General features: G+C 66.9%; 24 protein-coding genes and 1 riboswitch. Of the genes, 12 read left to right on the top strand and 12 right to left on the bottom strand.

Going from position 1 to position 24,820, the window contains the following annotated elements:
* Positions 1 to 24: 24 nt before the first annotated feature.
* A complete protein-coding gene (locus QZ670_RS02140) occupies positions 25 to 1,821 on the bottom strand; it encodes an FAD/NAD(P)-binding protein (protein WP_294251460.1) in 1,797 nt (598 codons plus the stop codon).
* Positions 1,822 to 1,871: 50 nt separating this feature from the next.
* Between QZ670_RS02140 and QZ670_RS02135 the strand changes: the two genes are divergently transcribed.
* The 3 genes from QZ670_RS02135 (at position 1,872) to QZ670_RS02125 (ending at position 4,358) form a co-directional block, all read left to right on the top strand.
* Complete coding sequence (locus QZ670_RS02135) at positions 1,872 to 2,390, top strand: hypothetical protein (RefSeq protein ID WP_294251457.1); 519 nt, start codon at positions 1,872 to 1,874, stop codon at positions 2,388 to 2,390.
* 158 nt (positions 2,391 to 2,548) lie between these two features.
* Positions 2,549 to 2,731, top strand: a complete 183-nt coding sequence (locus QZ670_RS02130; protein WP_294251455.1) for a CsbD family protein — start codon at positions 2,549 to 2,551, stop codon at positions 2,729 to 2,731.
* 121 nt (positions 2,732 to 2,852) lie between these two features.
* Complete coding sequence (locus tag QZ670_RS02125; protein WP_294251452.1) at positions 2,853 to 4,358, top strand: PAS domain-containing protein; 1,506 nt, start codon at positions 2,853 to 2,855, stop codon at positions 4,356 to 4,358.
* Here QZ670_RS02125 and QZ670_RS02120 read toward each other — a convergent pair.
* Positions 4,353 to 4,739, bottom strand: coding sequence for a response regulator (locus tag QZ670_RS02120; RefSeq protein WP_294251449.1), 387 nt, complete (start codon positions 4,737 to 4,739; stop codon positions 4,353 to 4,355). The genes QZ670_RS02125 and QZ670_RS02120 overlap by 6 nt on opposite strands.
* A gap of 130 nt (positions 4,740 to 4,869) precedes the next feature.
* The gene (locus QZ670_RS02115; RefSeq protein WP_294251965.1) at positions 4,870 to 5,085 is read right to left on the bottom strand and encodes an AlpA family phage regulatory protein; all 216 of its coding nucleotides are present in this window, start codon (positions 5,083 to 5,085) and stop codon (positions 4,870 to 4,872) included.
* A 312-nt stretch (positions 5,086 to 5,397) separates the two neighbouring features.
* Here QZ670_RS02115 and QZ670_RS02110 point away from each other — a divergent pair, with 312 nt between their 5' ends.
* The 7 genes from QZ670_RS02110 (at position 5,398) to QZ670_RS02080 (ending at position 15,128) form a co-directional block, all read left to right on the top strand.
* Complete coding sequence (locus QZ670_RS02110) at positions 5,398 to 5,808, top strand: DUF2946 family protein (RefSeq protein ID WP_294251446.1); 411 nt, start codon at positions 5,398 to 5,400, stop codon at positions 5,806 to 5,808.
* Positions 5,809 to 5,892: 84 nt separating this feature from the next.
* A complete protein-coding gene (locus QZ670_RS02105; protein ID WP_294251441.1) occupies positions 5,893 to 6,498 on the top strand; it encodes a TonB-dependent receptor plug domain-containing protein in 606 nt (201 codons plus the stop codon).
* Complete coding sequence (locus QZ670_RS02100; RefSeq protein WP_294251439.1) at positions 6,428 to 7,942, top strand: TonB-dependent receptor; 1,515 nt, start codon at positions 6,428 to 6,430, stop codon at positions 7,940 to 7,942. Before QZ670_RS02105 ends, QZ670_RS02100 begins: the two co-directional genes overlap by 71 nt.
* A 146-nt stretch (positions 7,943 to 8,088) precedes the next feature.
* The gene (locus QZ670_RS02095) at positions 8,089 to 10,167 is read left to right on the top strand and encodes a TonB-dependent siderophore receptor (RefSeq protein ID WP_294251434.1); all 2,079 of its coding nucleotides are present in this window, start codon (positions 8,089 to 8,091) and stop codon (positions 10,165 to 10,167) included.
* Between the two features lie 2 nt (positions 10,168 to 10,169).
* Positions 10,170 to 11,084, top strand: coding sequence for an alpha/beta hydrolase (locus QZ670_RS02090; protein ID WP_294251431.1), 915 nt, complete (start codon positions 10,170 to 10,172; stop codon positions 11,082 to 11,084).
* A gap of 125 nt (positions 11,085 to 11,209) precedes the next feature.
* A riboswitch (cobalamin riboswitch) is annotated at positions 11,210 to 11,430 on the top strand.
* Between the two features lie 204 nt (positions 11,431 to 11,634).
* On the top strand, positions 11,635 to 13,593 hold the full coding sequence (locus QZ670_RS02085; RefSeq protein ID WP_365894594.1) for a TonB-dependent receptor plug domain-containing protein: 1,959 nt from the start codon (positions 11,635 to 11,637) through the stop codon (positions 13,591 to 13,593).
* Positions 13,594 to 13,595: 2 nt separating this feature from the next.
* The gene (locus tag QZ670_RS02080; RefSeq protein ID WP_294251427.1) at positions 13,596 to 15,128 is read left to right on the top strand and encodes a PepSY domain-containing protein; all 1,533 of its coding nucleotides are present in this window, start codon (positions 13,596 to 13,598) and stop codon (positions 15,126 to 15,128) included.
* Here QZ670_RS02080 and QZ670_RS02075 read toward each other — a convergent pair.
* The 9 genes from QZ670_RS02075 to QZ670_RS02035 all read right to left on the bottom strand — a co-directional run bounded on the left by QZ670_RS02075 (position 15,092) and on the right by QZ670_RS02035 (position 23,830).
* Entirely contained in the window at positions 15,092 to 16,225 is a 1,134-nt protein-coding gene (locus tag QZ670_RS02075) for an aminotransferase class V-fold PLP-dependent enzyme (protein ID WP_365894592.1), read from the bottom strand. The two genes, QZ670_RS02080 and QZ670_RS02075, sit on opposite strands and share 37 nt — an antisense overlap.
* Positions 16,226 to 16,843: 618 nt before the next feature.
* The gene (locus QZ670_RS02070) at positions 16,844 to 18,142 is read right to left on the bottom strand and encodes a PLP-dependent transferase (protein ID WP_294251421.1); all 1,299 of its coding nucleotides are present in this window, start codon (positions 18,140 to 18,142) and stop codon (positions 16,844 to 16,846) included.
* A gap of 104 nt (positions 18,143 to 18,246) precedes the next feature.
* Positions 18,247 to 19,332: a PepSY-associated TM helix domain-containing protein gene (locus tag QZ670_RS02065; protein ID WP_294251418.1), complete on the bottom strand. Its 1,086-nt coding sequence runs from the start codon at positions 19,330 to 19,332 to the stop codon at positions 18,247 to 18,249.
* Positions 19,333 to 19,364: 32 nt separating this feature from the next.
* Complete coding sequence (locus QZ670_RS02060; RefSeq protein WP_294251414.1) at positions 19,365 to 21,383, bottom strand: TonB-dependent receptor; 2,019 nt, start codon at positions 21,381 to 21,383, stop codon at positions 19,365 to 19,367.
* A gap of 31 nt (positions 21,384 to 21,414) precedes the next feature.
* Positions 21,415 to 22,047 (bottom strand): SCO family protein, encoded by a 633-nt coding sequence (locus tag QZ670_RS02055; protein ID WP_294251408.1) that lies wholly within the window; start codon positions 22,045 to 22,047, stop codon positions 21,415 to 21,417.
* The gene (locus QZ670_RS02050; RefSeq protein ID WP_294251405.1) at positions 22,034 to 22,507 is read right to left on the bottom strand and encodes a copper chaperone PCu(A)C; all 474 of its coding nucleotides are present in this window, start codon (positions 22,505 to 22,507) and stop codon (positions 22,034 to 22,036) included. The genes QZ670_RS02055 and QZ670_RS02050 overlap by 14 nt, the downstream gene beginning before the upstream one ends.
* A 45-nt stretch (positions 22,508 to 22,552) precedes the next feature.
* Positions 22,553 to 22,999: a DUF2244 domain-containing protein gene (locus QZ670_RS02045; RefSeq protein ID WP_294251402.1), complete on the bottom strand. Its 447-nt coding sequence runs from the start codon at positions 22,997 to 22,999 to the stop codon at positions 22,553 to 22,555.
* 65 nt (positions 23,000 to 23,064) lie between these two features.
* A complete protein-coding gene (locus QZ670_RS02040) occupies positions 23,065 to 23,292 on the bottom strand; it encodes a hypothetical protein (RefSeq protein WP_294251398.1) in 228 nt (75 codons plus the stop codon).
* Between the two features lie 136 nt (positions 23,293 to 23,428).
* Entirely contained in the window at positions 23,429 to 23,830 is a 402-nt protein-coding gene (locus QZ670_RS02035) for a hypothetical protein (RefSeq protein ID WP_294251394.1), read from the bottom strand.
* A gap of 307 nt (positions 23,831 to 24,137) precedes the next feature.
* Here QZ670_RS02035 and QZ670_RS02030 point away from each other — a divergent pair, with 307 nt between their 5' ends.
* Together QZ670_RS02030 and QZ670_RS02025 are read left to right on the top strand one after the other, a co-directional pair.
* Positions 24,138 to 24,350: a hypothetical protein gene (locus tag QZ670_RS02030; protein ID WP_294251391.1), complete on the top strand. Its 213-nt coding sequence runs from the start codon at positions 24,138 to 24,140 to the stop codon at positions 24,348 to 24,350.
* A gap of 10 nt (positions 24,351 to 24,360) precedes the next feature.
* Positions 24,361 to 24,819, top strand: a complete 459-nt coding sequence (locus QZ670_RS02025) for a hypothetical protein (protein ID WP_294251387.1) — start codon at positions 24,361 to 24,363, stop codon at positions 24,817 to 24,819.
* The last annotated feature ends 1 nt before the right edge of the window (position 24,820 follow it).

Here is a 24,820-nt window from a genome sequence, read left to right as displayed (position 1 = left end):
TCATAGGCCGGGACCGCGCCGTCTTCATTGCTTCGAACCAGCCAGCGGGAGCACCGCTCCGTCCGAAAGGATGACGCTGGGCCTTTCCAGGACATCGAGTAGCTCCGCGGCGGAGATCTGATCCCCATCTGTCGCGCCGCGCGCTTCCTGAATCGCACCACTGATCGCGGTCGCCATGGCGGCACATTCCACGAGCCCCTGCACGAACGGTCGATTGCCAAGCAAAAAGGGCAGCGCGCAAAGATGTACGCGCTCGAGCGAGGAGTCCTGTTCGCGCATGGTGAGGTCGCCTGCTGGATTGAGGCCGCTGCTCCATGCCTGATCCGCTTCCAGCGCGCTGGCGCATAGCTGAAGGCGCAGGGTGGGGAAGGGGAAGTGGTTCAGGGCGGCCGTTTGCGATCCGCGGGCGTCGAGCAGTTCGTCGAACGCGCTGGTCCAGTTCGGAGAATGCACCAGGCAGGTGCCATCCTGCTGCGGCGCGATGTCATAGGCGTTACCCAGCGCCTGCGCCTCGAGATGCCCCGCGTCGTGCAACGCCAGGATCCGTTCGATCGAGAGATGCGGGACAGCTGCGTAATTGTCGGTAAACACGCGCTTCAGGCCACGATGGAAGCGGGCAAGATCGGTTTTCGACAGCGACGGGATCGCCGTGGCGAACACCTCGTGCGCCTTGAGGATCGCGATGCGCCAGAAGGGCGTGTCGTGATGCGCATGCCAGTGACGTACGTCGGCCAGATTATGGCGGGCGTAGTCCCAAGCATTGCTTGAATGTCGGGCGGCGAAGTAGCGATCCGCGAAATCATCCGCCGTCGCCTCGGCAAGACCAAGACGCGCGGCCCAATCGGACGCGCCCTTGCGAAGCACCGCGATGAACTGGTCGAACAGCCTGTCCAGATCGCCGTCTTCGCCCCGCAATGTCGCGGCCGCAGTCTCCGGCGTGAACCCCTTCAAGCTGGGGAGGGGATGGGGGAACCAGTAATCCGCTTCCGGCAACAGGCCGTTCCGGCTGAGCAAGGTCGCCTGCCACGGGGTTTCGGCAACATAAGTCAGGGTATCGCCGTCCGGTACGAACGTGCCGCGGGCGGTGGCGATCGCGGTCACCACGTCGATCGCGGACAGGGATGAGCCCAGCACCCCGAAGCGTTCGGTCTGCCGGGCCCGTCTCATGGCTGTAGGGGGCTCCCCAGTGCGAGCGGCTGCCGCCGTCATATTCGCTGCGATCGGGCCATAGCCGGTTGCCACGATCAGCCGGTCGAACTGGTCCTGCACGATGCGGCCGTCAGTGCCGCGCCACTCGACCCGGCAGCCCTGCGGCATCGCCACGACGTCAACCACTTCCGCTTGCCGCTGCACCGAGATCGGTATCGGACTGCCGGCGACAATCATGGCGAACTGATCGGCGAGCCAGGCACCCAAAGCCACCCGCGGGAAGAAGGCGCGATCGTCGCCGGCGCACGCGTGAATGCCCCAGGCATCAAGCTTGTCCGGAGACTGCCGCACCGCCCACGCGTTGAGACTTTCGATCAGCGGCGGGATTTCGATGCCGGCAATGTTCGACAGGGCATGCGGCGCGTTGAGATGCTCGGCATAGGCGAGGCCGGGGCCCAGCGCGGCGCTGCTTTCGAATATGGCGATCTCGCGCGCGACGCCGCTGCGGAGCAGGGCATCCAGCACATAGGTGCCGGTGGCGCCGGCACCGACAATCGCGATGCGCTCGCCCAGATCATGGCGATCCTTGGTATGGATACGGAAAGCCTCTATTCGCGCCGTGCGCTTCGAAGGATTGCTGGAACGCGGCCCGCCGCTGGGAGGTTCCTGCACCAACGTGCATGTCGGGCGCGCCCTCGGAACACAAGCGTGAAGGATCTAGGATGAAGCTCTACCTCGTGGAAATCGGAGGCATGCGCGACGGTAATCTGTTCGAGTGTCACGAGGTCCATGCGCTGGTCGCGGCCAGCGAGGAGCAACTCCTCCGCGATTGCCAATCGCGATTTGCCGGCGCGATGCGTGCCGCCCATCTCGACGGCTGGATCGAACTGGAGCTCGAACATCTGGCGCCGGACAATCGGCGAGACGGGCCATCGTTCTTCGTTGCCGAGCTTGGACGCAATTCGGCTAGCGCGATGCGCGAACAGCATGACTATCGCTTCCTGAACGCGGCAAGCTTGCGGGAGGCGGTGCAGGCTGCCCGCCAGGGGGCGCCGGGATGGCACGTCGATGCGTGCGTCAACCTCGATGACCTGGCGCGAGAAGCCGGATATGCGCTGCGCCGCGATCTGTTCGGAGAGGTGCCGAACCCTCGTTCACAAGCACGGTACGTCCGCTTTCTGGAACCGCGAGCCGAAGCGCCGCTTCAGGCACCTGTGCCGGCCGATCCTGTCCAGGCCTGACCTCCGTCGGCGCATGGGGCGTTGCCGAAGTGGCCGGGAGCGCGTTTGCGGTCAGCGGCCTCTGCGGATCACGGGAAGCAGGCAACAGCGCCGAGGAACTTGACCTATGTCAGTCCGTTAATTGCAGGCTGCTTTAACCGACATCTTGAAAAACTCCCGTGGGCGAACTCACCGACAAGATCAACGCGGCCGGCAACAAGATCGTTGGCAATGTCAAGGAAGCGATCGGCAAGGCGACCGACAACGACAAGCTGGTCGCCGAAGGCGAGGCGCAGCAGCTCAAGAGCACCGCACAGGACGTGAAGGGCAGCGTCAAGGGCGCGCTCGGCGACGATATCTGAGACGTTCCGACAGCCGCATGTCGCCGGGTTTCCTTCGGCGCCATGCGGCTGAGGTTGCTCCAGCAGCAATGCCACGCCCTTGATCCATCGGTCGTGCGATTTGGAAGAGATTGTTCCGCAAATGACCGACACCCTCGAGGGTAATTTCTGCCAGGACGAGACCGTACGAGCCGCGGCGATCCGAAGTTTCGGACTGGCCGATCTGATCGGCAGTCCCAAACTGACCCGGATCACCGATTTCGCGTCGACCCTGTGCGAGGCGCCGATCGCGTTGGTGAGCATCGTCGAAGGCGAGCGGCAATGGTTTCCGGTGCGGACCGGACTCGACGTTCGCGAGACCCCGCGCGAGACGTCCTTCTGCGCCCACGCGATGCGCGGCACGGACATCATGGTCGTAGCCGACGCGACGCGCGACCCGCGCTTCCGCGAGAACGCGCTGGTGACGGGGGAGCCTTGTATCCGCTTCTACGCCGGCGCGCCGCTGGTGTCAGAGGACGGGGTGCAACTCGGCGCGCTGTGTGTCATCGACCGCGCGCCGCGCGCGGGCTTGAGCGATGTGCGGCAGGAGGGCCTGCGCGTCCTGGCCGCGAACGTCATGGCATTGCTCGGCGCCCGCCGCGCTTCGCGCCGCACCGACCGCGAACTGGAGGAGCGGGAGGCGAAATTCCGCATCCTGGCGGACGCGATGCCGCAGATGGTCTGGTCAACGCGCCCGGACGGATTCCACGATTATTACAATGCGCATTGGTATGCGTTCACGGGCGTGCCGTCCGGCTCCGCCGATGGGGAAGGATGGAACGGCATGTTCCATCCTGACGACCAGCCCAGGGCCTGGTCGGCGTGGCGACACTCGCTCGAGACCGGCAAGCCCTACGAAATCGAATATCGGCTGAAGCATGCCGATGGCGTCTATCGGTGGGTGCTGGGCCGGGCGCTGCCCATCCGCGACCGTGACGGCGCGATCACGCGGTGGTTCGGGACCTGCACCGATATCCACGACCAGAAGATGATCCAGGTGCAGCGCGAGATCGTCGCGCACGAGCTGAGCCACCGGATCAAGAATATCTTCTCGGTGATCAGCGGTCTGATCAGCTTCTCAACCCGGCACCATCCGGAGATGGCCGAGGCCTCGAATGATCTGCGCGAGCGCATCCTGGCGCTGGGGCGCGCCCATGATTTCGTGCGCCCCCACAGCGAAGCGTCGAAGCCGAGCGCCGTGCAGGATAGCCTGACGGGCATGCTGGGAAACCTGCTGGAAGCCTATGCGGGCCGCATCACGATCCTGGGTGACGACGCGATCATTGACGATCGATCCGACACGCCGCTGGCGCTTCTGTTCCACGAGCTTGCGACCAATGCAGCCAAATATGGCTCGCTCTCGTCCAGCGACGGCGAGGTTCGGATCAGGATCGCAGCGGATGATGCGCGTGTCCATCTCGAGTGGCACGAGCAGGGCGGGCCTGCCGTCGCGGCGCCCTCGCAGGAGGGCTTCGGCACCAAGCTGATCGAGCTCAGCGCCATCCGGCAGCTGGGCGGGCAGATCGACCGGGATTGGTCGGTGGAAGGCTTGCGGCTGCACCTCGTGCTGCCGGCGTCCGCGCTGAACCGCGTGCCGCAGCCCCTATAGCTTAATGATGTCCTGATGGGCGGCGGGCGGCGCTTCCACCTCCGCTGCGATCGCTGCTGCCGATCGTATCGCATCTTCCGAGAAAGGTTTGCGGATACAGCCGATCGCGGTCGGCGCAGGGGTCACGATCTGGCTCGGGTTGGCGGTGACGTAGACAATCCGCACGCCGAAGCGTTCCGCCAGTTGCTGCGCCAGGTCCGGACCGGTCGGGCCATCCCGGAGGTTCAGGTCGACAAAGGCCACTTCGGCCGCCGCGGCCGCAGCGATCGCCTCGGGCTGATCGGCGGCAATGCCGACCACCGTGTAGCCGGCATCCTGCAGGATCCGTTCTATCTCCATCGCAATGAAGATTTCGTCCTCGACGATCAGCACCGACTTCATATTGCAAACCTCACCCGGGACACAATGCCACGGGGGCTTCCGCGTTCCCCATTCTCGGCGGTTCATCCGTTTCCTCCCGCAGAAAAATGCGCGTTTGGCCAGGTGCTTGCACCGTAGGATTTCGGCCGCTTCATCGGTCTGATTGCACGGTGGTCTGATAGGTAGCGGGGTTGTCAATCCAGCGCTCGATGGCGGATGCGCGCCACCCCGTGCAGCGAGTGCTGATCTGGATGCTCTGGGGAAAGGTGCCTGCTTCCATTTTCCGGTAGAGGGTGGAGCGCGTGAGGCCTGTCAGCGCCAGCACCGCCTTGAGCCGAAGAATGCGATCAGTAGCGGTGGATTGCATCGCGATCACCTTGCGTCTCCCAAAGGCGTTGATGATTGTGCTGCTAGCCGATTTGCACCTCCGATCGCTTACAGGGGAGAGCTGAGATGGGGCAGAAAACGCCCTGTTCGGTGCAGGTCGCCCGTCGCCGCCCGAAGGACTGGGATCAACTGCCCGAGCGTTTATCGAAGTCGCTTTGGCCGCTCAGGCAACGTCAATGTGACGTGGCGATCATCAAATGCCAAACGAGACCGGGCCAACGGCCCGTAGCTCGCCTGGACAAACAGCCGTGTAACATATTGTCCAAGTGACACCTTGTCTTCAGGCAGCTAGATGATCGTTGTGCAAGCCTTCCGGCACCTCCTCGCGCAACGCAATCTGGCCATGCTTCTCTGCACGGCGGCGCTGCTGCTGAAGCTGATTGTACCCAGCGGCTACATGGTGGATGCGGACCACGGCCGCCCGTTCATCGGTTTCTGCTCGGGGACCGGCGCGCCCATGGCCATGCCGGCGGTGCGCGAAAACATGCCCGATCCGACCGCGCCGAAGCACCATGGCAAGGCGGAACTGCCGTGCGCCTTCGCCGGGCTCTCGGCCGCTGCTACCGGCGCGGTCGATCCGCTGCAGCTCGAAGCACTGATCGCCTTCGTGATGGCGGTGGGAGTCGCTCGCGTCCGATTGCCCGCCCCCGACCAACCGACCTTTCTGCGACCACCTCTGCGGGGACCCCCGATCCTGCGTTGATCCTCCGCTGCGTGTCGCCCGTCGCGCTACGCTCGTGATCCGTCGCCGGCGCCTTGGGGCGTCCGGCCGATCAGAGGTTTTCCCATGCAACGAACCCTCCTGCTGGCAGGCGGCGCGCTACCGTGCCTGCTGGCCCATGTTCCGGCCTTCGGCCAATCCATGCCTGCGTCTCCAGGCGACATCGTCGTAACCGCCACCCGTTCGGCACGTGCGCGCGCCGAGGTGCCGGCGAGCGTCTCCGTCGTCACCGGCGACCAGATCGAGCGCACCCCGGCGCGCTCGATCGACGAGGTGCTGCGCCGCATCCCCTCGGTGGATATGTCGATCGCCGGCACGAACGAGCAGCACCCGACCAATACGATCGTCTCGATGCGCGGATTGAGCGGCATTCGCGCGTTGGTGCTGCTGGACGGAGCGCCGATCAACGACCCGTTCTTCGGCTATGTCCAGTGGAGCGAAGTTCCGCTCGAGACGGTCGACCGGATCGAGGTGGTGCGCGGTGGCGGCGCGCCGCTCTGGGGCAATTACGCGATGGGCGGGGTCATCAACATCCTGACCAAGCCGATCGACCGGACCAGCCTCGTGGCGGAGGCGGCCGGCGGCAGCCGTGGCAGCTATCGTGGCGACGGCCATGCCGCGCTGGCGGGGAAGGGCTTCGGCCCCGGGGCTCGATGCCGGCATCAGCCATAGCGACGGCTATGTCGAGCAGGTCGAGAGCGCGCGGGGCGCGGCGACGGTCCCGACGTCGTTCACCGCCCGCACCGCCGCGCTGTCCGGCAATGTCGACCTGGCACCCGACCTCACCGCACGCGGCCGGGTCAGCTATTACGACAATGACCAGACCTTTCTCACGCGGGCCAACACCAACGAGCAGCGGACCTGGCGCTACACGGGCGCGCTCCGCTGGACCCCGCGCGCGGGCGCGGCGCTGGACCTTACCGTCTTCCACAATGACGAGCATTTCGTCACCAACAACCCGGGCGCGCCGGCCGGCGCCAATCCCAACGACGTCGAGTTCGTCCAGAACAGCCATCGCACGCGCGCGACCGACTGGGGGGCGTCGCTGCTGTGGACGCAAAGCTTCTCGGGCGTCGTTCGCTCGGTATCGGCAGGCGCCGATTATCACGGCATTCGGGGCAGCGACCATGCGCGGATCTTCGAGGAGACCGGCGCGCTGGTGCGGATCGATATGGGCTCAGGCAACCAGCGGTTCCTGGGCGGCTTTGCGCAGGTGGAGGTGCGCCCCGTCGATCGGCTGCAGATGCTGCTGAGCGTTCGCTACCAGGATTTCTACAGCTTTCACGGCGTGGACGACACGCCCGGCGGGCTGGGCAGGGTGGCCAGCCGTCACGACAGCGATGTCGATCCGCGTCTCTCCCTGCGATACGCGCTGCCCGCCGGCTTTGCACTCCGCGGTGCCGTATATCGTGCTTTCCGCGCGCCGACGCTCGACAATCTGTATCGCGGTGCGTCGGTGCCGGGCTACATCCTATACGCCAATGCCGCGCTCAAGCCCGAAACGCTGGAGGGCGCGGAAGCCGGGTTCGACATGGATCGCGGTGCGCTGCGCGTGCAGGTGACCGCCTATGCCAGCCGCATCTCGGACTTCCTGACCTATCGCTACCTCGATCCGGCCATGCTGCCGCCGGGGTTCGATATCGGCGCGCGGCTGATCAACGCAGGCCGCGCCCGCAGTCGCGGCGTGGAGGCGGAACTGACCTGGCGGCCGAGCGCCAGCCTAGCCGGCACCATCGCCAATACCTATGCGGATTCGATCGTCACCCGGAACCCCGAGGATCCGGCCAGCGTCGGCGTGCAGCAGCCCGGCGTCCCCAGCCACCGGGCGAGCGCGAGCCTGGACTGGACCGGCCCGCGCGGCATCCGGGTCAGCCCGCGCGTCCGCTACCTGGCGCGGACCAATGGCGACCCCGACGCGATCTACCGGACCGACGCGCATTTCATCGCCGACCTCGGGGCGAGCATGGCGGTGCGGCGCGATCTCGAGGTTTTCGGGCAAATCGAGAACCTGTTCGATCAGCGCTATATCGGCACCAACGACGGCTTCACCGCAGCGCTCTACGGCAAGCCGTTCACGGCCATGGCCGGCATTCGCGTCAAGCTCGGAACGCCGTGATGCGAGCGTCCGCAGGCGCATGGCCGCGCCACCCTCATTTCCCAGCCACGATGGCCGCCCTGCGGCGTGCCCGTCATGGCCTTTCGAAAGTATCGTTCATGCAAAACGCCTTCCTCGCGAAGTCCGCTATATCCGTATTCGCCTTCATGGCCGCCGCAAGCGCCTGGGCGCAGTCCACCACGCCTGCGCAGCCGCCCGAGCGCGGGCAGGAGGGCTGGACCGGCGACATCCTCGTGATCGGTGTTCGAGGTGGCTATGGCGTGCCGGCGACCGATGCGGGCACGCGGACCGACACGCCGCTGATCCAGATTCCCCAGTCGATCCAGGTGCTGACCCGCACGCTGATCGAGGAACAGGACCGGCGCACACTCGGCGAGGCGCTGGTCAACGTCTCGGGGGTCACCCCCACGCGATCCGATGAAGTGCTGTTCATCCCGCCGATCATCCGCGGCTTCCCGGCAGAGGTGTATCTCGACGGCCTGCCCATCTTTGCGGGCAACCAGCAGGCCTATGATCCGAACGGCCTGGTCGGCATCGCCCGCATCGATGTGCTCAAGGGCCCGAGTGCCACGCTGTACGGCGGCGGCCTCGGTACGCCGCTCGGCGGCATCATCAATCTTGAAAGCGAACGGCCGGCGGAAAAGCTTGGCGGCACTCTGGCGCTGCGTGCCGGCAGCTTTTCGACCTGGAATCCCTATGGCGATCTGAACGTGCCACTCGCGGATGGCCTGGCAACGCGTATCGCGGGCGAGTACCAGCGCAACGACAGCTGGATCGACAAGGTCGATGGGCGTCGCTGGTCGATCCAGCCCAGCCTTTCTTACCAGATCGACGCGGCAACCGATCTGCTGGTCCAGGGGCAGTTCAGCCACCGCAGCACCTTGGAATATTCGGGCCTGCCGGCCGATGCAGCGCTCGCCGGCACGATCCGGCGCAACGCCTTTCCCGGTGCGGCGATCGACCAGCCGCCGACGACCAACGATATCCGCATGGGCATGGCGACGCTGCGGCATGCCTTTTCGAACCGTGTGAAACTGACGGTGAGCGGTCGCTACTATACGAGCGACATCGATGAGCAGGGCAGCTTCGTCTATCCAGGCCTGATGCCCACCGGGACGGTGGCCCCGCTGTACGATGTCTTCCCGATCACGATGCGCAATCGCACCAGGGAAGCGACCGCCGATGCCAATCTGGCGGGAACGCTGGAGATGCTGGGGGGCACTCACCGGCTGCTCGGCGGCGTCAACTATGACTGGACCAGCTTCTACAGCGGCATGGGACTGTTCGTCAGCGATTCGCCTCTGGGTACGATCGACCTGTCTGATCCTCGGTACGACCTGCGCTACACAGCCCAGCTGCCCGTCAACTCCTACACGGACGACCGGTTCGAGACCTTGGCCGGATATATCCAGGACCAGGCGACCTATGGCCGCCTCCACTTGACCGGGGGGCTGCGGCTGACCTCGCTCAAGTTCCTGGAGAACAGCAATATCGGCGTCGCGAACAACAGGACCTACACCCATGTCTCGCCGCGGCTCGGCGCGACCTTCGATATCGGCAAGGGGGTTGCCTTGTTCGCGGGTTATGCCACCGCGTTCCGCGCGCCCTTTGGCTTTATCGGCACGGCGGCGCCCGTCCCGGAGACGTCCAGCAACCTTGAAGGCGGCGTGAAGCTGGCGCTTGCCGGCACAGGCCTGTCCGGCACGCTCGCGGTCTTCCGGCAGACCCACGACAATGTCGTCACCACCGATCCGGCCAATGTCGGCTTCTACATCCAGAGCGGCCGGCAGCGCGCCCGCGGCGCGGAAATGGATGTCGTCTGGGAGCCGAGCCCGGCCTTTTCGCTGCTCGCCAACTATGCCTATACCGACACGCGCGATGACGGGGTGGCGCCGGGAGACCGGCTCGCCCGCGTGCCAGAGAGCAGTGGGCGGGTCGCGGCGCGGTACCGGATCCTCCACGGCCCCGCCAAGGGCCTGTCCTTCGGTGCCGGCGTCAGCGCCTTCACCGCGCGCGAACTGAACCTGCCGAACACCATCGCAGTGCCGGGCTATGCGGTGGTCGATGCCCAGGCCGCCTATGACATCGGTCGGTTCACCCTTGGCGCGTCGGTGGTCAATCTCGGTAATCGCCGCGCGTGGGACCCCTATTCCTATATGGGCTATCCCGTGGTCGCACCCAATCAGCCGCGTGCTGCCTATCTGACGCTCAAGGCCCGGATCTGACGATGGCCGGCATGCGGATCTGCAGGGCGGTGACCGCTGGGCTTGCGGCTGCGGCTTGCCTCGCTGCCACTGCCGTGCGCGCGCAGCCAGGAGCTATCATCCCTCTTTCCGCAAAGGGCAGCGTACCATCGCTGGGCGTTCCCGAGGTTCGGGACCTGACCGAGACGGGCGAGACGTTGATCTACGACGTCAGCGTGCCGACGTTGGAGCTCTTCCGCCCCGCGCCCGGTCGCGGGAACGGCGTGGCGGTAATCGTTGCTCCTGGAGGCGGGTTCGTCGCGTTGAGCTATGGCTTCGGCGGGATCGAGATTGCCCGCGCGCTGGCCAGCCGTGGCTTCACCGCGTTCGTGCTCAAATACCGCACCATCCGTAGCGGCGCAGGGCCGATGCGGATGCCTGAGGTCCATCTGAAGGAAATGGAGCGGGTGACGGCGCGGGCCACAAGCGGAGCGCCCCTCGAGCTGCCGGCATTCGCGGGCGAGCCCCATGCGGTCGAGGACGGCGCCCGCGCGATGGCGATCGTGCGGCAGCGTGCGACCGAATGGGGCCTCGACCCGCACCGAATTGGCTTTCTCGGCTTCTCGGCCGGGGCCTATCTCGCGGCCGACCTCGCGATCGGCGCCGAGGCGTCGCGCCCTGACTTTGTCGGGCTTCTCTACGGCGGCCTGCGCACGCCCGTTCCGGCAGGCGCGCCGCCGGCCTTCATCGCGGGCGCTGCCGACGACGCCTATCAGCCAAACGATCCGATCCTGCTCTACACCGCCTGGCGTCGGGCGGGGGCCGCGGCCGAACTGCACGTGTACGAGCAGGGTGGGCATGGATTCGATCTGCGCCGACAGGGCAAGACGAGCGACCATTGGTTCGATGCGTTCGTGCAGTGGCTGGAGGCGTACCGTCTCGCGGCGCGCCGGCAATAGGGCATGGGCCTTTGAAGTGCAGGGCTGCATCGCAAGGTGCGGATCCCCGGTTTGCGCGGCAGTCGTTGCGATCCTTCTGTTCTGCCGCTACGGCCTCTGCATTCGAACAGCGGCATTGCCCTTGTTCGAACCATGATCGCGCTGGTGTTCCGAGAGGAGCTTAAAAGGGAACGCGGTGTGGGAGCGACGCTCCCGAAGCCGAGGCTGTCCCTGCAACTGTAAGCGGCGAGCGAGATGCGCGGGCTTCCTCCCAAGGAAGCAGCCACTGGGCCCGGCGGGCCTGGGAAGGTGCGCATCGAGCGACGACCCGTGAGCCAGGAGACCTGCCGGCGTCTGGTCGCTCTTGCCTTGGTCCAGGGGATGGCCGCGGCACGGTGTACTCCGTCTGAGCGACGAACGAGCGGCGGGAGCCGCATCGGTCACGTGCGTCGGTCGCCCATGGCGTCCGGCCGGCGCCGTGCGCCGACCGTTCGCGCGAACGGCACGCTCCCGCCCGACGTCGACGACGCCGGGGGTATGAATGATGCATTTTTCGTATGTTACGCGGTCCGTGGCCGTCCTCGCTACTGCCGTTACCTTCGCGATTCCGCCCGCCCATGCGCAGGCGGAAGGCGAGGACGAGACGCTGGTCGTTACCGGCGCCAGCCTGGAGGAGACGCTGCCGCACCAGCGTGCCCGCTATGGCAGCGATCTCGCGGTGCTCGCCGAAGCCCAGGTCCGGGAGAGCGGCGCGGTCGACGTCGCGACGGCGCTGCGTTCCGTGCCCGGCCTTTACGTCCAGCCCGGCAGCGGGCCGTTCAGCTATGTCGACGTTTCGCTGCAGGGCTCCCGGACGCAGGACGTGCTGTGGACCGTCGACGGTATCCGCATCAACAACCGCCTCTATGGCAGCACCTCGCCCAACGACACGCTGCCGGCCAGCATGACCGAGCGCGTCGAGGTGCTGAAGGGCGGCGAGAGCCTGTTCTACGGCACGCAGGCGGCGGCGGGCGTGATCAATGTCGTCACGCGCGATTTCGCGGACCGGTTCGGCGGCCAAGTTGACGCCAGCGTCGACAGCTTTGCAGGCACCAACCTTGGCGGCTATGTGCGCGGCGGATCGGGCCGGCACCAGTTCGTCGCCTGGGGGTCGTACAATCGCTCCGAAGGCTATCGGCCCTATAGCCGGATGGAGCCAAGCGCGACGGACCGCCTGCGCGGCTACGATCTGTGGTCGGTCGGCGGCAAATATCGCTACGATCTCGGCCCCGACTGGCGGTTCAACCTCCAGTACATCCATACCGAGGCGAAGCTCGACAATCTCAGCCCCACCCGCACCCGCGAGAGCCGCAACGATCGCAACGAGGAGATCGCGAGTGTCCGGCTCGACTATGTCGGGAACGAAGTGGTGCAGCTGTTCCTCAAGGGCTATTTCCACGACTGGAAGACGGCCTATGTCCAGATCCGCAATCCCGTTGGCGGCGGCGCGCCGATCGTGGTGTATCCGGCCGGCACCTTCTGGGGCTTCAAGGACTATGGCGGCAGTGCGCTGGTGCAGCTGCGGCCGCATCGCGGGCTGGACTATCTGATCGGCTATGATTTCCAGCAGTTCAGCGGCCGCGACGACGTGCTGCGGATCGCCGCGACCAAGGAACGCGTCCATGCCGGCACCTTCCAGATCCGCACCAACGACGACCTTTCACGCCGCGCGCGCCTCTCGGCGGGGGTACGATACAATGACGGCAGCGGATCGCGGAAGGCAGTGTGGAACGTCTCCGGTCGCATCGAACTGACCGAGCGCCTGTTCGTGCAGGCCAATGGCGGGACGTCGTTCCTGCTGCCCAGCGCCTCGCAGCTCTACCAGATCGATCCCTGTTGCGAGCAGGGCAACCCGAACCTCAAGCCCGAGGAGAGCCTGAGCGTCAATGCCGCGATCGGCGGCGCCCTGGCCGGCGGTTTGCTCCACTGGCAGGGGACGGTCTTCGCCCGCCGCATCGATCATCTCATCGATATCGACACGACCAACCCCGCCTATCCCGACGGCATCTACACGAACTCAGCCTCGCGCGTGAACGTGCGCGGTGCCGAGGTGGTGCTGGGCGCGGTGATCGCCGATGCCTGGCACCTGGGCGCGAGCTACACCCATGCCCGCGCGCGTACCGAGGGCTCGTCGCTCCAGCGGGACCGTACGCCCGAGCAACTGGCGCGCGGCACGGTCGCGTGGCGTCCCCGGCGGCTGCCGGTGGGGGCCAGTGCCTCGGTCAACTGGGTCGGCGACGCCTATGCGACCGCGAGCGGCTTCGGGCGCCGCAACTATGGCAACTATGCGATCGTCGATGCCGGTCTGACCCTTTTCCCCGACACGGCGCGCCGCCACCGCTTCGGCATCAACGTCGAGAATCTGTTCGACCGCGACTATGCGACGCGCGGCTTCCAGTCCGCGGTGCCGGACAGCGGGGTGGGGCGGTTCCTCTACTTCACCCGCGGCGTGCCGCGGACGCTGCGGGTCAGCTACGGCCTGGGCTTCTGAGGATGCCCAAGGCGGTCCTCGTCCTGCACCGCTGGCTGGGCGTCGTCATCGGCATGGTGATGACGCTCTGGTGCCTGTCGGGCTTCGTGATGCTCTATGTCGACTATCCACGGCTGACCCCGGCGGAGCAACTGCGGGGGCTGCCGCCGCTGCGGCTGCCCGCCGCTGCAGCGCTGGCGCGGATCGACCTGCCCGACGATTTGATGCTGGCCTCGGCGCGGCTGGAGACCCTGGCGGGCCGGACCATGCTGCGCGTCGTCCCCGCCGCGGCGCCGGAGCGGCGGATCGCGCAGATCCGGTCGATGCCCGGCAGCTACGACCTCGCCACCGGCGCGCTGCTGGCCGCACTGTCGCCGACCGACCTACGCCGGGTCGCCTCCGACTATGCGGCGCAGGCCGGCATCGCGGGGGCGGTGAAGCGCGTGGCCGAGACCGGCATCGACCAGTGGACGGTGCAGACCTATCGCCAGAACCGTCCGCTCGTCCGCATCGACTATGCCGATCCGGCCGCCACCAGCGTGTACATCGCCCGCCGGAGCGGGGAGGTGGTGCAGCAGACCACGCGGTTCGAGCGCTTCTGGGGTTGGCTGGGTGCGGTGCCGCACTGGCTCTATCCCACGCTCTTGCGGCAGAATGGCGCGCTGTGGAGCCAGGTGGTGATTTGGACCTCGCTGATCGGCTGCTTCCTGACGGTGACAGGCCTGTGGGTCGGGATTGCGCGATTGCGCCGAAGGAAGGACGGCAGCTTCGGCTCGCCGTACATGGGGCTGTGGTGGTGGCACCATGTCTTCGGGCTCGTCTTCGGGGTGCTGACGCTCACCTGGGTGGCCAGTGGACTGCTTTCGATGAACCCCTGGGGCTTTCTCGATAGCCAGGCGGGGGCCGTAGAGCTCGCGCGCCTCGCCGGGCCGATGCGCTGGGATGCGTTCCGCACCGCCTTGGCGCGGATCGAGCATCTCCCGGCCGATACGCGGCGGCTGGAAAGTGCTCCGCTGGGGGGACGCATTTTCCTCCTGGCGGTGAATGGCGCGGGGGCAGCGGTGCGTTTCGATGCGCAAGGTAAACCCGCGCCGCTGCAGCGTGATGCGCTCGCGGCGGCATTGCGGCCTGGTCCGCGCGTCACGAGCCTAACCCTACTCACGGACGAGGACGCCTATTACTATGGCCACAAGGTGCCGGCATCGCTGCCGGTATGGCGTGCGGTGCTGGCAGATGGCCAGGCTACGCGGCTCTATATCGATCCCGCTACGGGCGGGCTGCTCCGCGCGGTCGATGGCAACGCCCGAGCCTTTCGCTGGCTACAGGACGGTCTTCACCGGCTCGACCTGCCGGGTCTTCGGTCCCGCCCGCTTCGGGATCTGGTGGTACTGCCGCTGCTCGCGATGGTCACGCTGGTCTGCGCTACCGGCAGCTGGATGGGGTTGCGCAAGGCACGGCGGGACATGCGTCGGCTGTCCCGGCGATGGCGGCGCCGGTCCGAGGGACGGCGCAGTGCGCGTCAGGAAAACAGGCCCCGCTCCTCGCGGATCGCGTGAACCAGGCGGTCGAGCTCGTCCTGCGTGTTGAAGAGGGAAGGGGTGACGCGCAGCACCGGCCCGGACGCAAGCCCCTGCTTAGCGACGACCAGCAAGCGATGCCTGTCGAGAAAGCGCTGCTGCGCCGTTCGCGCTTGATCCCAGCTTGCCTGGCCCGGGAGGCGGAAGGCGCCGATCACCGCGCAGCGATCGTCCTCCTCCGGATGAACGATCGCCAGATCCTGCAAGTCGCGCACGCGGTCGGCCCAGTAACGACGCTTGGCGACGAGCGTTGCCAGTTTCCGATCGGGGCCCAGCGCGTGATGCTCGGCGATCGCTGCTGGAATCGTCAGCCGCGCGGCGAAGTCCACGGTGCCGGTGGGTACACGCGCGCGAATGTCGTCGTCGGGATGGATGTGATTGCCGAGCCATGGCGCGATGTCCGCGAGGCGGCTCGCGCGGATGTAGATCGCGCCCGAGCCGAGCGGCGAGGCCACCCATTTGTGCAGGCTGAAGCCCATGAAGTCGACGCCCAGGGCCCCCACGTCGACGGGGAGGAGCCCCACCGATTGGGCGCTATCGAGGATGACGTCGACCCCGTGCGCCTTGGCCATCGCGGCAATCTCGCGGACGGGCAGCACCAATCCGTTGCGGTTCGAGACGTGGGTGAGCAGCAACAGCTTGAGCCTCGGTGTGTCGCGCAGCGCCTGTGCATAGGCGGCAAGAATGTTCGCCGTGGTTGCCGGCTCGGGCAGCGCTATACGAACGTGCTGCGCGCCGCGCGTCGCCGCGAGATGGCTCATGGCTAATTGCATCTCGTCGTAATCGGTGTCGGCGGTGAGCACGGCGTCGCCCGCCTTCAGAGGCCGATAATTGACGATCAGGCCATAGAGCGCCTCGGTGCCACCTGCGCACAACGCGATTTCCTCGGGCCGGGCGCCCACCAGCGCCGCGACGCTGTCTATCGCCGGCTGCAGGCGCTGGTCTCGTGACAGTCCGGGAAGCGCGCTGCGCAGGAAGAGCGCGTTGTGCCGGTTCACCCATTCGCCATGCTGCCGGTAGGTCTCCGCCACCGAACGGGTCATCGCGCCGTAATAGGCCGCGTCGAAATTGGCCACGCTGCGATCGATGTCGTATCGGCTTGCCCAGGCATCCGGCTGTGGCGAGGCGTGCAGGGCAGGGGCGATAAGGCTTGCCGCCGCTGTGCTCCCCGCCAGGCCAAGAAAGGTACGACGTCCGCTCAAAACCCCACCCCCCGTAGTAACGCTATGAATCTTTCGTTCGACGCCTATCTGATACAACATATCATGGGCATTTGAAGGGCATTCGACGGCGTTGGGGACAGCGCCGCGACCATAGCGCCGTGGAGCGCGCCGTCAGGCGGACGATGAGGGCCGTGCAAAGCGCACAGTGTAAATGGCGGGGTGGACAGTTTGCCATATGGTCCTCGCCGAATTTAGGCGGCAGGAACTCTGCCCGTCTGTCGGCCTAGCTTGGCGCGAAACGGCTGCGATAGCGGAAGAGCGAAGTTCAGGTACGGGTTTTGAGCATGTTGACGAAAGGCGAGCGCTGGTTCCGTCGGGGACTTCACCTTACCATTGCCCTGCTGGTTGTCTTCACCGCATTCGTGGTGGTTCTCGAACCAAAGCGCGACAGCGCGGCCGGACCGACCCCGCCGCTCTGCTCCAGCAAATAGCCGGAAGCCTTGCCGGGGGAGCCGGCCATCCGGCTCATTCTTACCCGGTGGCCCGGTCCAGTGCCTGGCCCAGATCGGCGAGAATGTCGTCGATATGCTCGAGGCCGATCGACAGCCGGACATAGCCTTCGGACACACCGGTAACGGCCTGCTCCTCGGCGGAGAGCTGCGAATGGGTGGTCGACGCTGGATGGATGGCCAGGCTGCGCGCATCGCCGATATTGGCGACATGGTAGAAGAGCTCGAGCGCGTTGATGAACGCGCGGCCCGCGGCGCTGCCCCCCGCCAGCTCGAAGCCGACCAGCCCGCCCTGGCCGCCGGTCAGCACGCGCGCGGCGCGCTCCGCCTGGACGCCGGTCTGGACCGAAGGGTGGATCACCCGCGTCACCTCGGGGCGCGACTGCAGGAAGGCGACGACCTTGGCGGCATTCTCGCAGTGGCGCGGCATGCGCAGCGGCAGCGTTTCCAGCCCCTGGAGGATCTGGAAGGCGTTGGTCGGCGAGAGCGCGGCGCCCAGATCGCGCAGCAGCACGGTGCGGGCGCGCAGGATATAGGCGATCGGCCCCAGCGGCTTGGCCGCCTGGTTCCATATGGCGCCGTGATAGCTGGGATCGGGCGTGTTGAGCAAAGGCTGGCGCTCGGGGAAAGCTTCCCAGTCGAACGTCCCGCCGTCGACGATCATGCCGCCGATCGAGGTGCCGTGCCCGCCGATGTATTTCGTGGTCGAATAGACCACGATCGCAGCGCCATGATCGAACGGCCGGGCGATCAGCGGTGCTGCGGTATTGTCGACGATCAGCGGAATGCCGAGCGGACGGCCCAGCGCTGCGATCTCGCCGATCGGGGCGACGATCAGCTTGGGGTTGGGCAGCGTCTCGACATACCAGGCGCGGGTGCGGTCGTCGCTGGCGCGCACGAACGCCTCCGGATCGGCGGGATCGACGAAGCGGACCTCGATGCCCATGTCCTTCAGCGTGTTGGCAAACAGGTTCCAAGTGCCGCCATAGAGGTCGGTGCCGCTGACGATGTTGTCGCCAGCGCGGGCGAGGTTCTGCACCGCATAGGCCGACGCAGCCTGGCCCGAGGCGACTGCCAGCGCCGCCGCGCCGCCTTCGAGCGCGGCGATACGCTGCTCCAGCACATCGGTGGTCGGGTTGCCGAGCCGGGTATAGATGTTGCCGAGCTCGCGCAGCGCGAACAGGTTGGCGGCGTGGTCGGTATCGCGGAACTGGTAGGAGGTCGTCTGGTAGATCGGCGGCACCACCGCGCCGGTGCTCGGATCGGCGCGCCAGCCGGCGTGGAGGGCAAGCGTTTCCGGGTGCAGCGGGCGATCGGCCATTGTCGTTCTTCCTCTCAAGCGGCGGTCTGTCCTGTTGGGGAGGATGCTAACGGGCGCTCTCGCGAAGGGGAGATAGATTTCCTTGGGATCGCCCTGGCGGACGCTCACCCGTGGCGGCGGCGCGGCCTCCGGCGCCGCCAGCGCAGCAGGCCGGTGACGAACAGCGCGATCGGCGCCAGCCCCGCCAGCAGCGCGAGCAGTCGCCCGGTCAGCCCGAACGCCTCGCCGCCATGCAGCGGGTGCAGCCAGTTGAGCAGTACGTCGCCGCCGCTTTCCGCCAGCCCGTCGCGCACGGCGAGGATCCGGCCGCTATAAGGGTCGAGCCACACATTGGTACGCGGGAAGCGCTGGCTCGGTTCACCGGGGCGGGCGAGGTTGATGCGGATCGGTGCGGTCGCCCGCGCGGGCGTTTCGATCCAGGCGAGGCGGCCATCGGGGAAGCGATGCTCGGCGCGCGCGACGAGCGTGTCGAGCGGCAGCGGTTCGCCGGTGAGTTTCACGGTGAGCACAGGCGTCGCGTACAGCGGGGACATCTGCTGGAGCAGCGGGCGCACCTGGTCGGGCAGGTCGAGCAGCACGCCGGTGCCGGTGACGACGAGCACCAGCACCAGCGCACCCACCCCGGTCAGCTTGTGCCAGTCGTAGAGCCGCCGCACCGGCGCCGCGCGGTGCTTGAAGTGCAGGCCGCGCCGCCAACCGCCCCGTCGCGGCCACCACGCCCAGAGGCCGCTCGCGATCAGCGCCAGCATCACGATCCCGAAAATGCCCATCGCTACCCCGCCGGGCTTGTCGAGCAGCAGCCGGTAATGGAGATCGTAAATCCAGGTGAACACCGTGTCGCCCCAGAAGCCGGTGCGGATCGTCGTGTTCCGCCCCGGATCCACCCAGACGAGCAGCGGCGCGAAGTCCCGACCGGAAGTTTCGCGCGGTTTGTAATAGCGCACCGGGATCGCGCCACCCTCCGGCGTCACTTCGATCCGCCAGGCGCCGGTGCGGCTGGGATGCTCGCGGTGGAGCGTGTCCACCACCGCCTGCCACGAGGCGGGCCGCGCCCCCGCCGGCACCGCACGCAGCGCCGGCGACAGCGCCGCATCGATCTCCGGGTAGAAGACCAGCAGGCTGCCGGTCAGCCCGGCAAAGGCGAACAGCGCGCCGATCGTCAGGCCGAGCCAGAGATGGACCCGCCGCACCAGCACCCGCAGCGAAGGCCGCGCCGCCGCCATCAAAAGCGCAGCCGTACCGCGCCGTAGAGCGCGCGGGGATCGGCCGGGCCGTGCAGCCGCTGGGTGCCGTCGAACCAGACATATTCGTAGCGATCGTTGGCGAGGTTCTTGAGCTGGGCCGACACCTCGACATGCGCGTTGACCTGATAAGCGGCCTCGGCGTTGAGCACGACATAGTCGCCGAACCGCCCCTGGTTGTTGGCGGCGTTGAGCTGGTAGCTCGACTGGCCGTTGCCGGTCAGCGACAGGCGCAGCTTCTCGGTCGGCGTCAGGTCGATGCCGCCCGAGAAGACGTTGCGGGGGACATGGTCGATGTCGTTGCCCGCCTGCGACGGGGTTGCCGGATCGGGGGTGACGATGCGGGCGGTCTGGTAGGAATAGCTGCCCCACAGGTCGATGCCGCGTACCGGCTTCACGTCGATCTGCAGGTCGATGCCGCGCCGCCGGGTCTTGCCGAGATTGTCGAAATCGCCCGAGGGATCGTTGAGACGGCGCTTGAGCTCGCCGCTCGCGGTCTGCTGCCACAGCGCCACGCGCGCCTCCAGCCAGCGCCCCCGCGCGAGCTTGATGCCGGCCTCATAGCCCTCGTTGATCGAGGGGGCGAGATTGGCGGTACGCGGCGGCACCAGATAGGCGCCCGAGCCAACCCCGATCTGGAAGCTGCGACCGTAATTGCCGTAGAGCGTCACGCCGCCGCCGGGGCTGATCGCCACGTTCAGCTTGGGCTGGCTGATCGTGCCATAGTCGTTGATCGGCGCGGTGGTGCCGTTCAGGCGGTTGGTGAAATTGCCCGCCACCCGGTCCACGCGCCAGGCGGGGGTAAGCTTCAGCCAGGTGGTCGGTTCGATCACCGCCTGCAGATAGCCGCCATAGACGGTGAGATCGAACTTCTGGTCGCGGGTCTGGCTGGTCAGCGTCCGGCGATTGGCCAGCCAGCGCAGGCTCTTGTTGTCCTGTACCTGTACGTCGCCGCCCGCCTCCAGCATCAGCCGGTAGAGGAAATCGACCTGCGGATGATAGTGCAGTGCCAGCGTGCCGCCATATTGCCATTCATCCGCCAGCCGCCGCTGCTGCGCGACGCTTGCCGAATAGCGGACATAGCGGTCGTCCCACAGGCTGTTGGCATAGCCGGTGGCGTTCAGCGCCATCGTATCGGTAAGGCCGCTGTCGAGGTGCAGGCTGTATTGGCCGATCCGCCGGGTGCCGCCATCGGTTTCCGAAATCGGGTAAGAGATGCTGCGGCGGGTATAGGCATCGGCATCGGTGAGATAGCCGGGCTCCTGCGCGGTTGCATCCGAATAGCGCACGATCGCGCCCAGTCGCGTGCCGCCGAGATCGTAAAACCATTTGCCGGCGAGGTTGAGGCGCTCGAGATCGGCATGCGCCCTGTACCCGTTGGTCGAGCGATAGCTGACCATGTAGTTCTGGCTGAAACGCCCGCGCTCCAGCCCGGCCGAGAGCTGCCCGTCCATCGTCCCGAACGACCCGCCGAGCAGGCGCGCGTCGAGATAGCTGCCGCCGATCCGGGTGAGGATATTGGCGCTCCCTGCAATGGCGTTCAGGCCCCAGCGCGGATCGGAGGTGCCGCGCACCAGCTCGATCCCCGCGATATCGAGCGGCGCGATCATGTCGATCGCGGTCATCGCGCCGGCATTGTCGTTGCTTGGCACGCCATCGACCAGCAGCTTGACGGCGTTGATCTCGCCTTCGCCGTTGAAGCCCCGGATCGAGAAACGGCCCGAGGTCGTGCCCTGGTTGAAATCGGTCAGCACCACGCCGGGCAGCCTAGCGAACAGCTCCCAGGCATTGTCGACCGACTGGCGCTGGGCGACGTCGCCGCCGAGCACGTCGACCGAGGTGAGGACGTTCTCGGTCGAGCGGGCCATGCTGGGCGCGGTGACGATGATCTCGCCGATGGTGAAGCGGGTATCGCCTTCGGACGATGCGGGCGGGTCGGTCTGGGCCAGCGCCGGCGCGGCCAACGCGAGGCATGCGCCGGTGAGAAGCGTGGTCTTCAAAACATGTTCCCCCTTTTAATGGCTGCTCGGATCAGGATGCGATCACGCGCTTGAGCTTCTCGAACGCGACGTCCTGCTGTTCCTGGTGATCGATGGTGGTGACGAACCGCCCTTCGCGGTCCATCAGGTAGATCGAAGCGGTGTGGTCGATCGTGTAGTCGCCGCCGGGTACCGGCACCTTTTCGTAATAGACGTGGAACGCCTTCACGATTTGCGCGACCTGGGCATCGGTGCCGGTCAGCCCGATGATCGGCGTGCCGAACAGCGTGAGATAGTTGCCGATGTCCTGGCGCTTGTCGTGGCCGGGATCGACCGAGACGAAGACGATGGCGAACTTCATGCCGTCGGGCCCAAGCCGCTTGCGCAGCTGCGCCATGCGGTTGAGCGAGGTCGGGCAGACGTCCGGACAGCGGGTGAAGCCGAAGAAGATCGCATAGGGCTTGCCGCGCAGCGACCGGTCGGTGACGGTGTTGCCGTTCTGGTCGGTCATCGCGAAGGCGCCGCCGAAGCTTGGAACGGCGGTGGCGGGTGCCTCGCGGCGGGTGACCCAATAGGCCGCACCGCCCGCGAGCGCGAGCAGCAGGAGAGCCGTGATCGCCCAGCCGATCCAGCCCGGCGCGACGCCGCGCTGCCGGGGCGTGCCGTCCGGATCAATGCTGCTCATGCGCTGCCTCCCCGGTAAAGCTGACCGGCTCGACCTTGAGCTGGACGGTGATCGTGCCCGCCCGCGCGAAGCGCAGCGTCAGCGGCACCATCGTGCCAAGGGTGAGCGGCGCCTTCAGTCCGATCAGCATGACGTGATATCCGCCCGGCGCGAGCGTCAGCGTGCCGCCCGCCGGGATCGGCAGTCCTCCGGTCACCGGACGCATGCGCATGATCCCGCCGTCCATCGACATGGTGTGGAGCTCCACCTTGTCTGCCACGGGCGAGGCAACGTCCACCAATTGGTCCGCCGCCCGGCCCTTGTTGGTGACGACGAGGAAGCCGCCGCCATTGCGCTGGCCGGGAGCGGTCTGGCGGGTCCAGGGATGGGCGATTTCCAGGCTGCCGAGCTTGAACTCATGGGCAAGCACCGGGGTGGCGACGGCAACGGCGCAGGTCAGGCCGGCAAGAATGCGTTTCATCGTGTCTATTTTCCTTGCAACGAGGGAATGTCAGGACGGTTTTGGTCAGGAGAAGCAGCGGGCCGCACGCAGTGCGGCCTGGAGGCGCGGGGCCACGGCCCGTCGCTCGGCCGCGGAGACGAAGCGGCCGATGCGGTGGCGTTCGCGACGCAGGACGAGCCAGAGCTCGAAGTCGAGTTCGGATCGGCTGCCGGTTTCGAGGCGGGTCCAGAACACCGGCAGCACGATCTCGGTGCGTCGCCCGTGATGGTCGATCCGGGTCAGCTCGAGTCGGTCTCCACGAATGCGCAAACATTCCTCGGGCACTTGGCGCTTGCGGAACAGGATCAGCGCGACCGCGAGGCCGCCGAGGTCGAGGATCGAGAAGACCAGCACCGGCCAGGCACCGAGCAGCAGGAACCGCAGCGATACGAGGATCGCAGCGAATGCTGCGCCACCGAGGAGCAGCTTGCCTTCCAGCGAAAACGGGGATCGCGGGGCGACCAGCCGCATCTCGAACGCAGCTTCGGTTGAAGTTTCCCATGGGGAGGGTCGGGATGGGCGTGAGGCGTCGGCGCTCATCGCGGCTGCTCCGCCGCAGCGACGGCGTCGCCAGGCCCGCCGGGGGTTTCCTGAACGATCGCTGTTCCGATCCGCACCAGCATGCAGACGGCGATCAGCAGCCACGCCGAACGGCGCAGCCTGCGCAGCCAGGCTATGAAAGGCGGCAGTGTGCTCGCCGCCGGAGCATGCAGGCGAACGCGATTATGGCGGGCCGGCGCCCGCGCTGAGAAAGGATAGCGCATGGATGGCAGTCCTCGATGCCAGCCGGCATCGCGCATGGCGATGTCCCGGCCGGACGATGCAACGAGGCATGACGGCGCGCGGGTTGGCGGCGCCAGGGCACAGCCTTCCCGTCAGCCGATCACGCGGCGTGGGTGATCAATGTGCCGGTGGGCCGCGTAGCGGCGGTCGCAGATGGGCTGGTGCGGCCGTGGTCGGTTCCGCCACCGCGCGGACGCCCATCGCCAGCACGAAGAGGATCGCCAGCGCCAGCAGGATCGGGTCCGCCGCTGCCAGCGACGGCGTGGACAGGCCGGAGAAGGCGCAAGGCTGCTCATGCTTGTCGTGGTGGCTCTCGCGGTCGGTCCTGTTCTCGAGTCCGGGGATCGCCATGACCATCGTCATCGGCCCCGCTCCCGAGCACATCCGCACGACCATCTGGCCATTCGCCACCGTCGGCATGAAGCCGGCAGGGATCAGCAGCTTCATCACCAGCGCCAGTGCGAGGATCGCCCCGGCGACGACACGATGACTTGCAACAAGGCGGCGTAACGGGTGCACGATCTGACCCTAACCTCAGCGTACGGGCTTGTCATGTGCCGAGAGGGGCAGCCGAGGCATGCCTTTCCTGCATGCATTCGCTTGCGGAGGGCCAAAGAGGCTTGAGCTCGCCGTCGATCATGCGGCTCCAGGCGGAATCAGCGCTCCCAGCCGGCCGCTTGCAACGACAGCCGGCGAAAGGCGGGGATTGCCCGGTTCGATGCGGCTTGCCGCATGGGCTACGGCGAACTTGCTTGAAGTTCTTGTTATGTTCTAATTGGTGCTTCGCCGCAAACCCCGGCGATTCGATACCATTGGGAGTGTCCGAATGGAGCAAGATCTCCAGCTGCGTGCCGCTGCGCGCGCAATCTACGACGCCTGCTATCCGAGCGAGGAATGGGCGCCATTCGGCTTCGACGAGGCCGAGCGATTCAGGACCATCCATTATCGCCAAGCGGTCGGCGCGGCGCTGCAGGCGCGTCGGGCGCTATACGATCGTGCCGTCCAGCCGACCCTGTTCAGCGAGCAGGCGCGCGCCTGAACCCCGCGCGATGGATGCGATCAAACGGACCAACTGGCTGGCGCATCGCTGGCCGATCGAACTCGAAACCTTCTCCTATGGCGGATGGCTGATCCATGTGGGCAGAGTCGAGGGGTATCGCCTGGGGCAGGTCAACTCCGCTACGGAGTTCGAGACCTGGAAGGCGGCGCAGCGGCCGCTGTGCCTGGCGCGCTTCATTGCGGGGCGGCGCGAGCTTCATCCTCCCGCGGTGCTGGTGGTCGCCGGCAAGTACCGCCTGGGCCGTATCCCGCCGGAATTGTGGTGTGGCTATGACGCGACGCTGCTGATGGATGCACCGTCAGCGACGCTCCTGTCCGCCAAGGTGCGGGCGATGTTCCCGGCCTGGCCGGATGCCCTCATCCGGGTGGTGCCGCAGGCGCAGGTGCCCGCGCTCGGCCTCCACCCTGCGCCCGCCGCGGCAGGTCCGCGCCTGCGCTTGGTAGGCTGAT

This window comes from uncultured Sphingomonas sp. (assembly GCF_913774285.1).
Classification (GTDB): Bacteria; Pseudomonadota; Alphaproteobacteria; order Sphingomonadales; family Sphingomonadaceae; genus Sphingomonas.
Note: the sequence above shows the minus strand (reverse complement) of the source record. Positions and strands in the feature narration are given on the sequence as shown.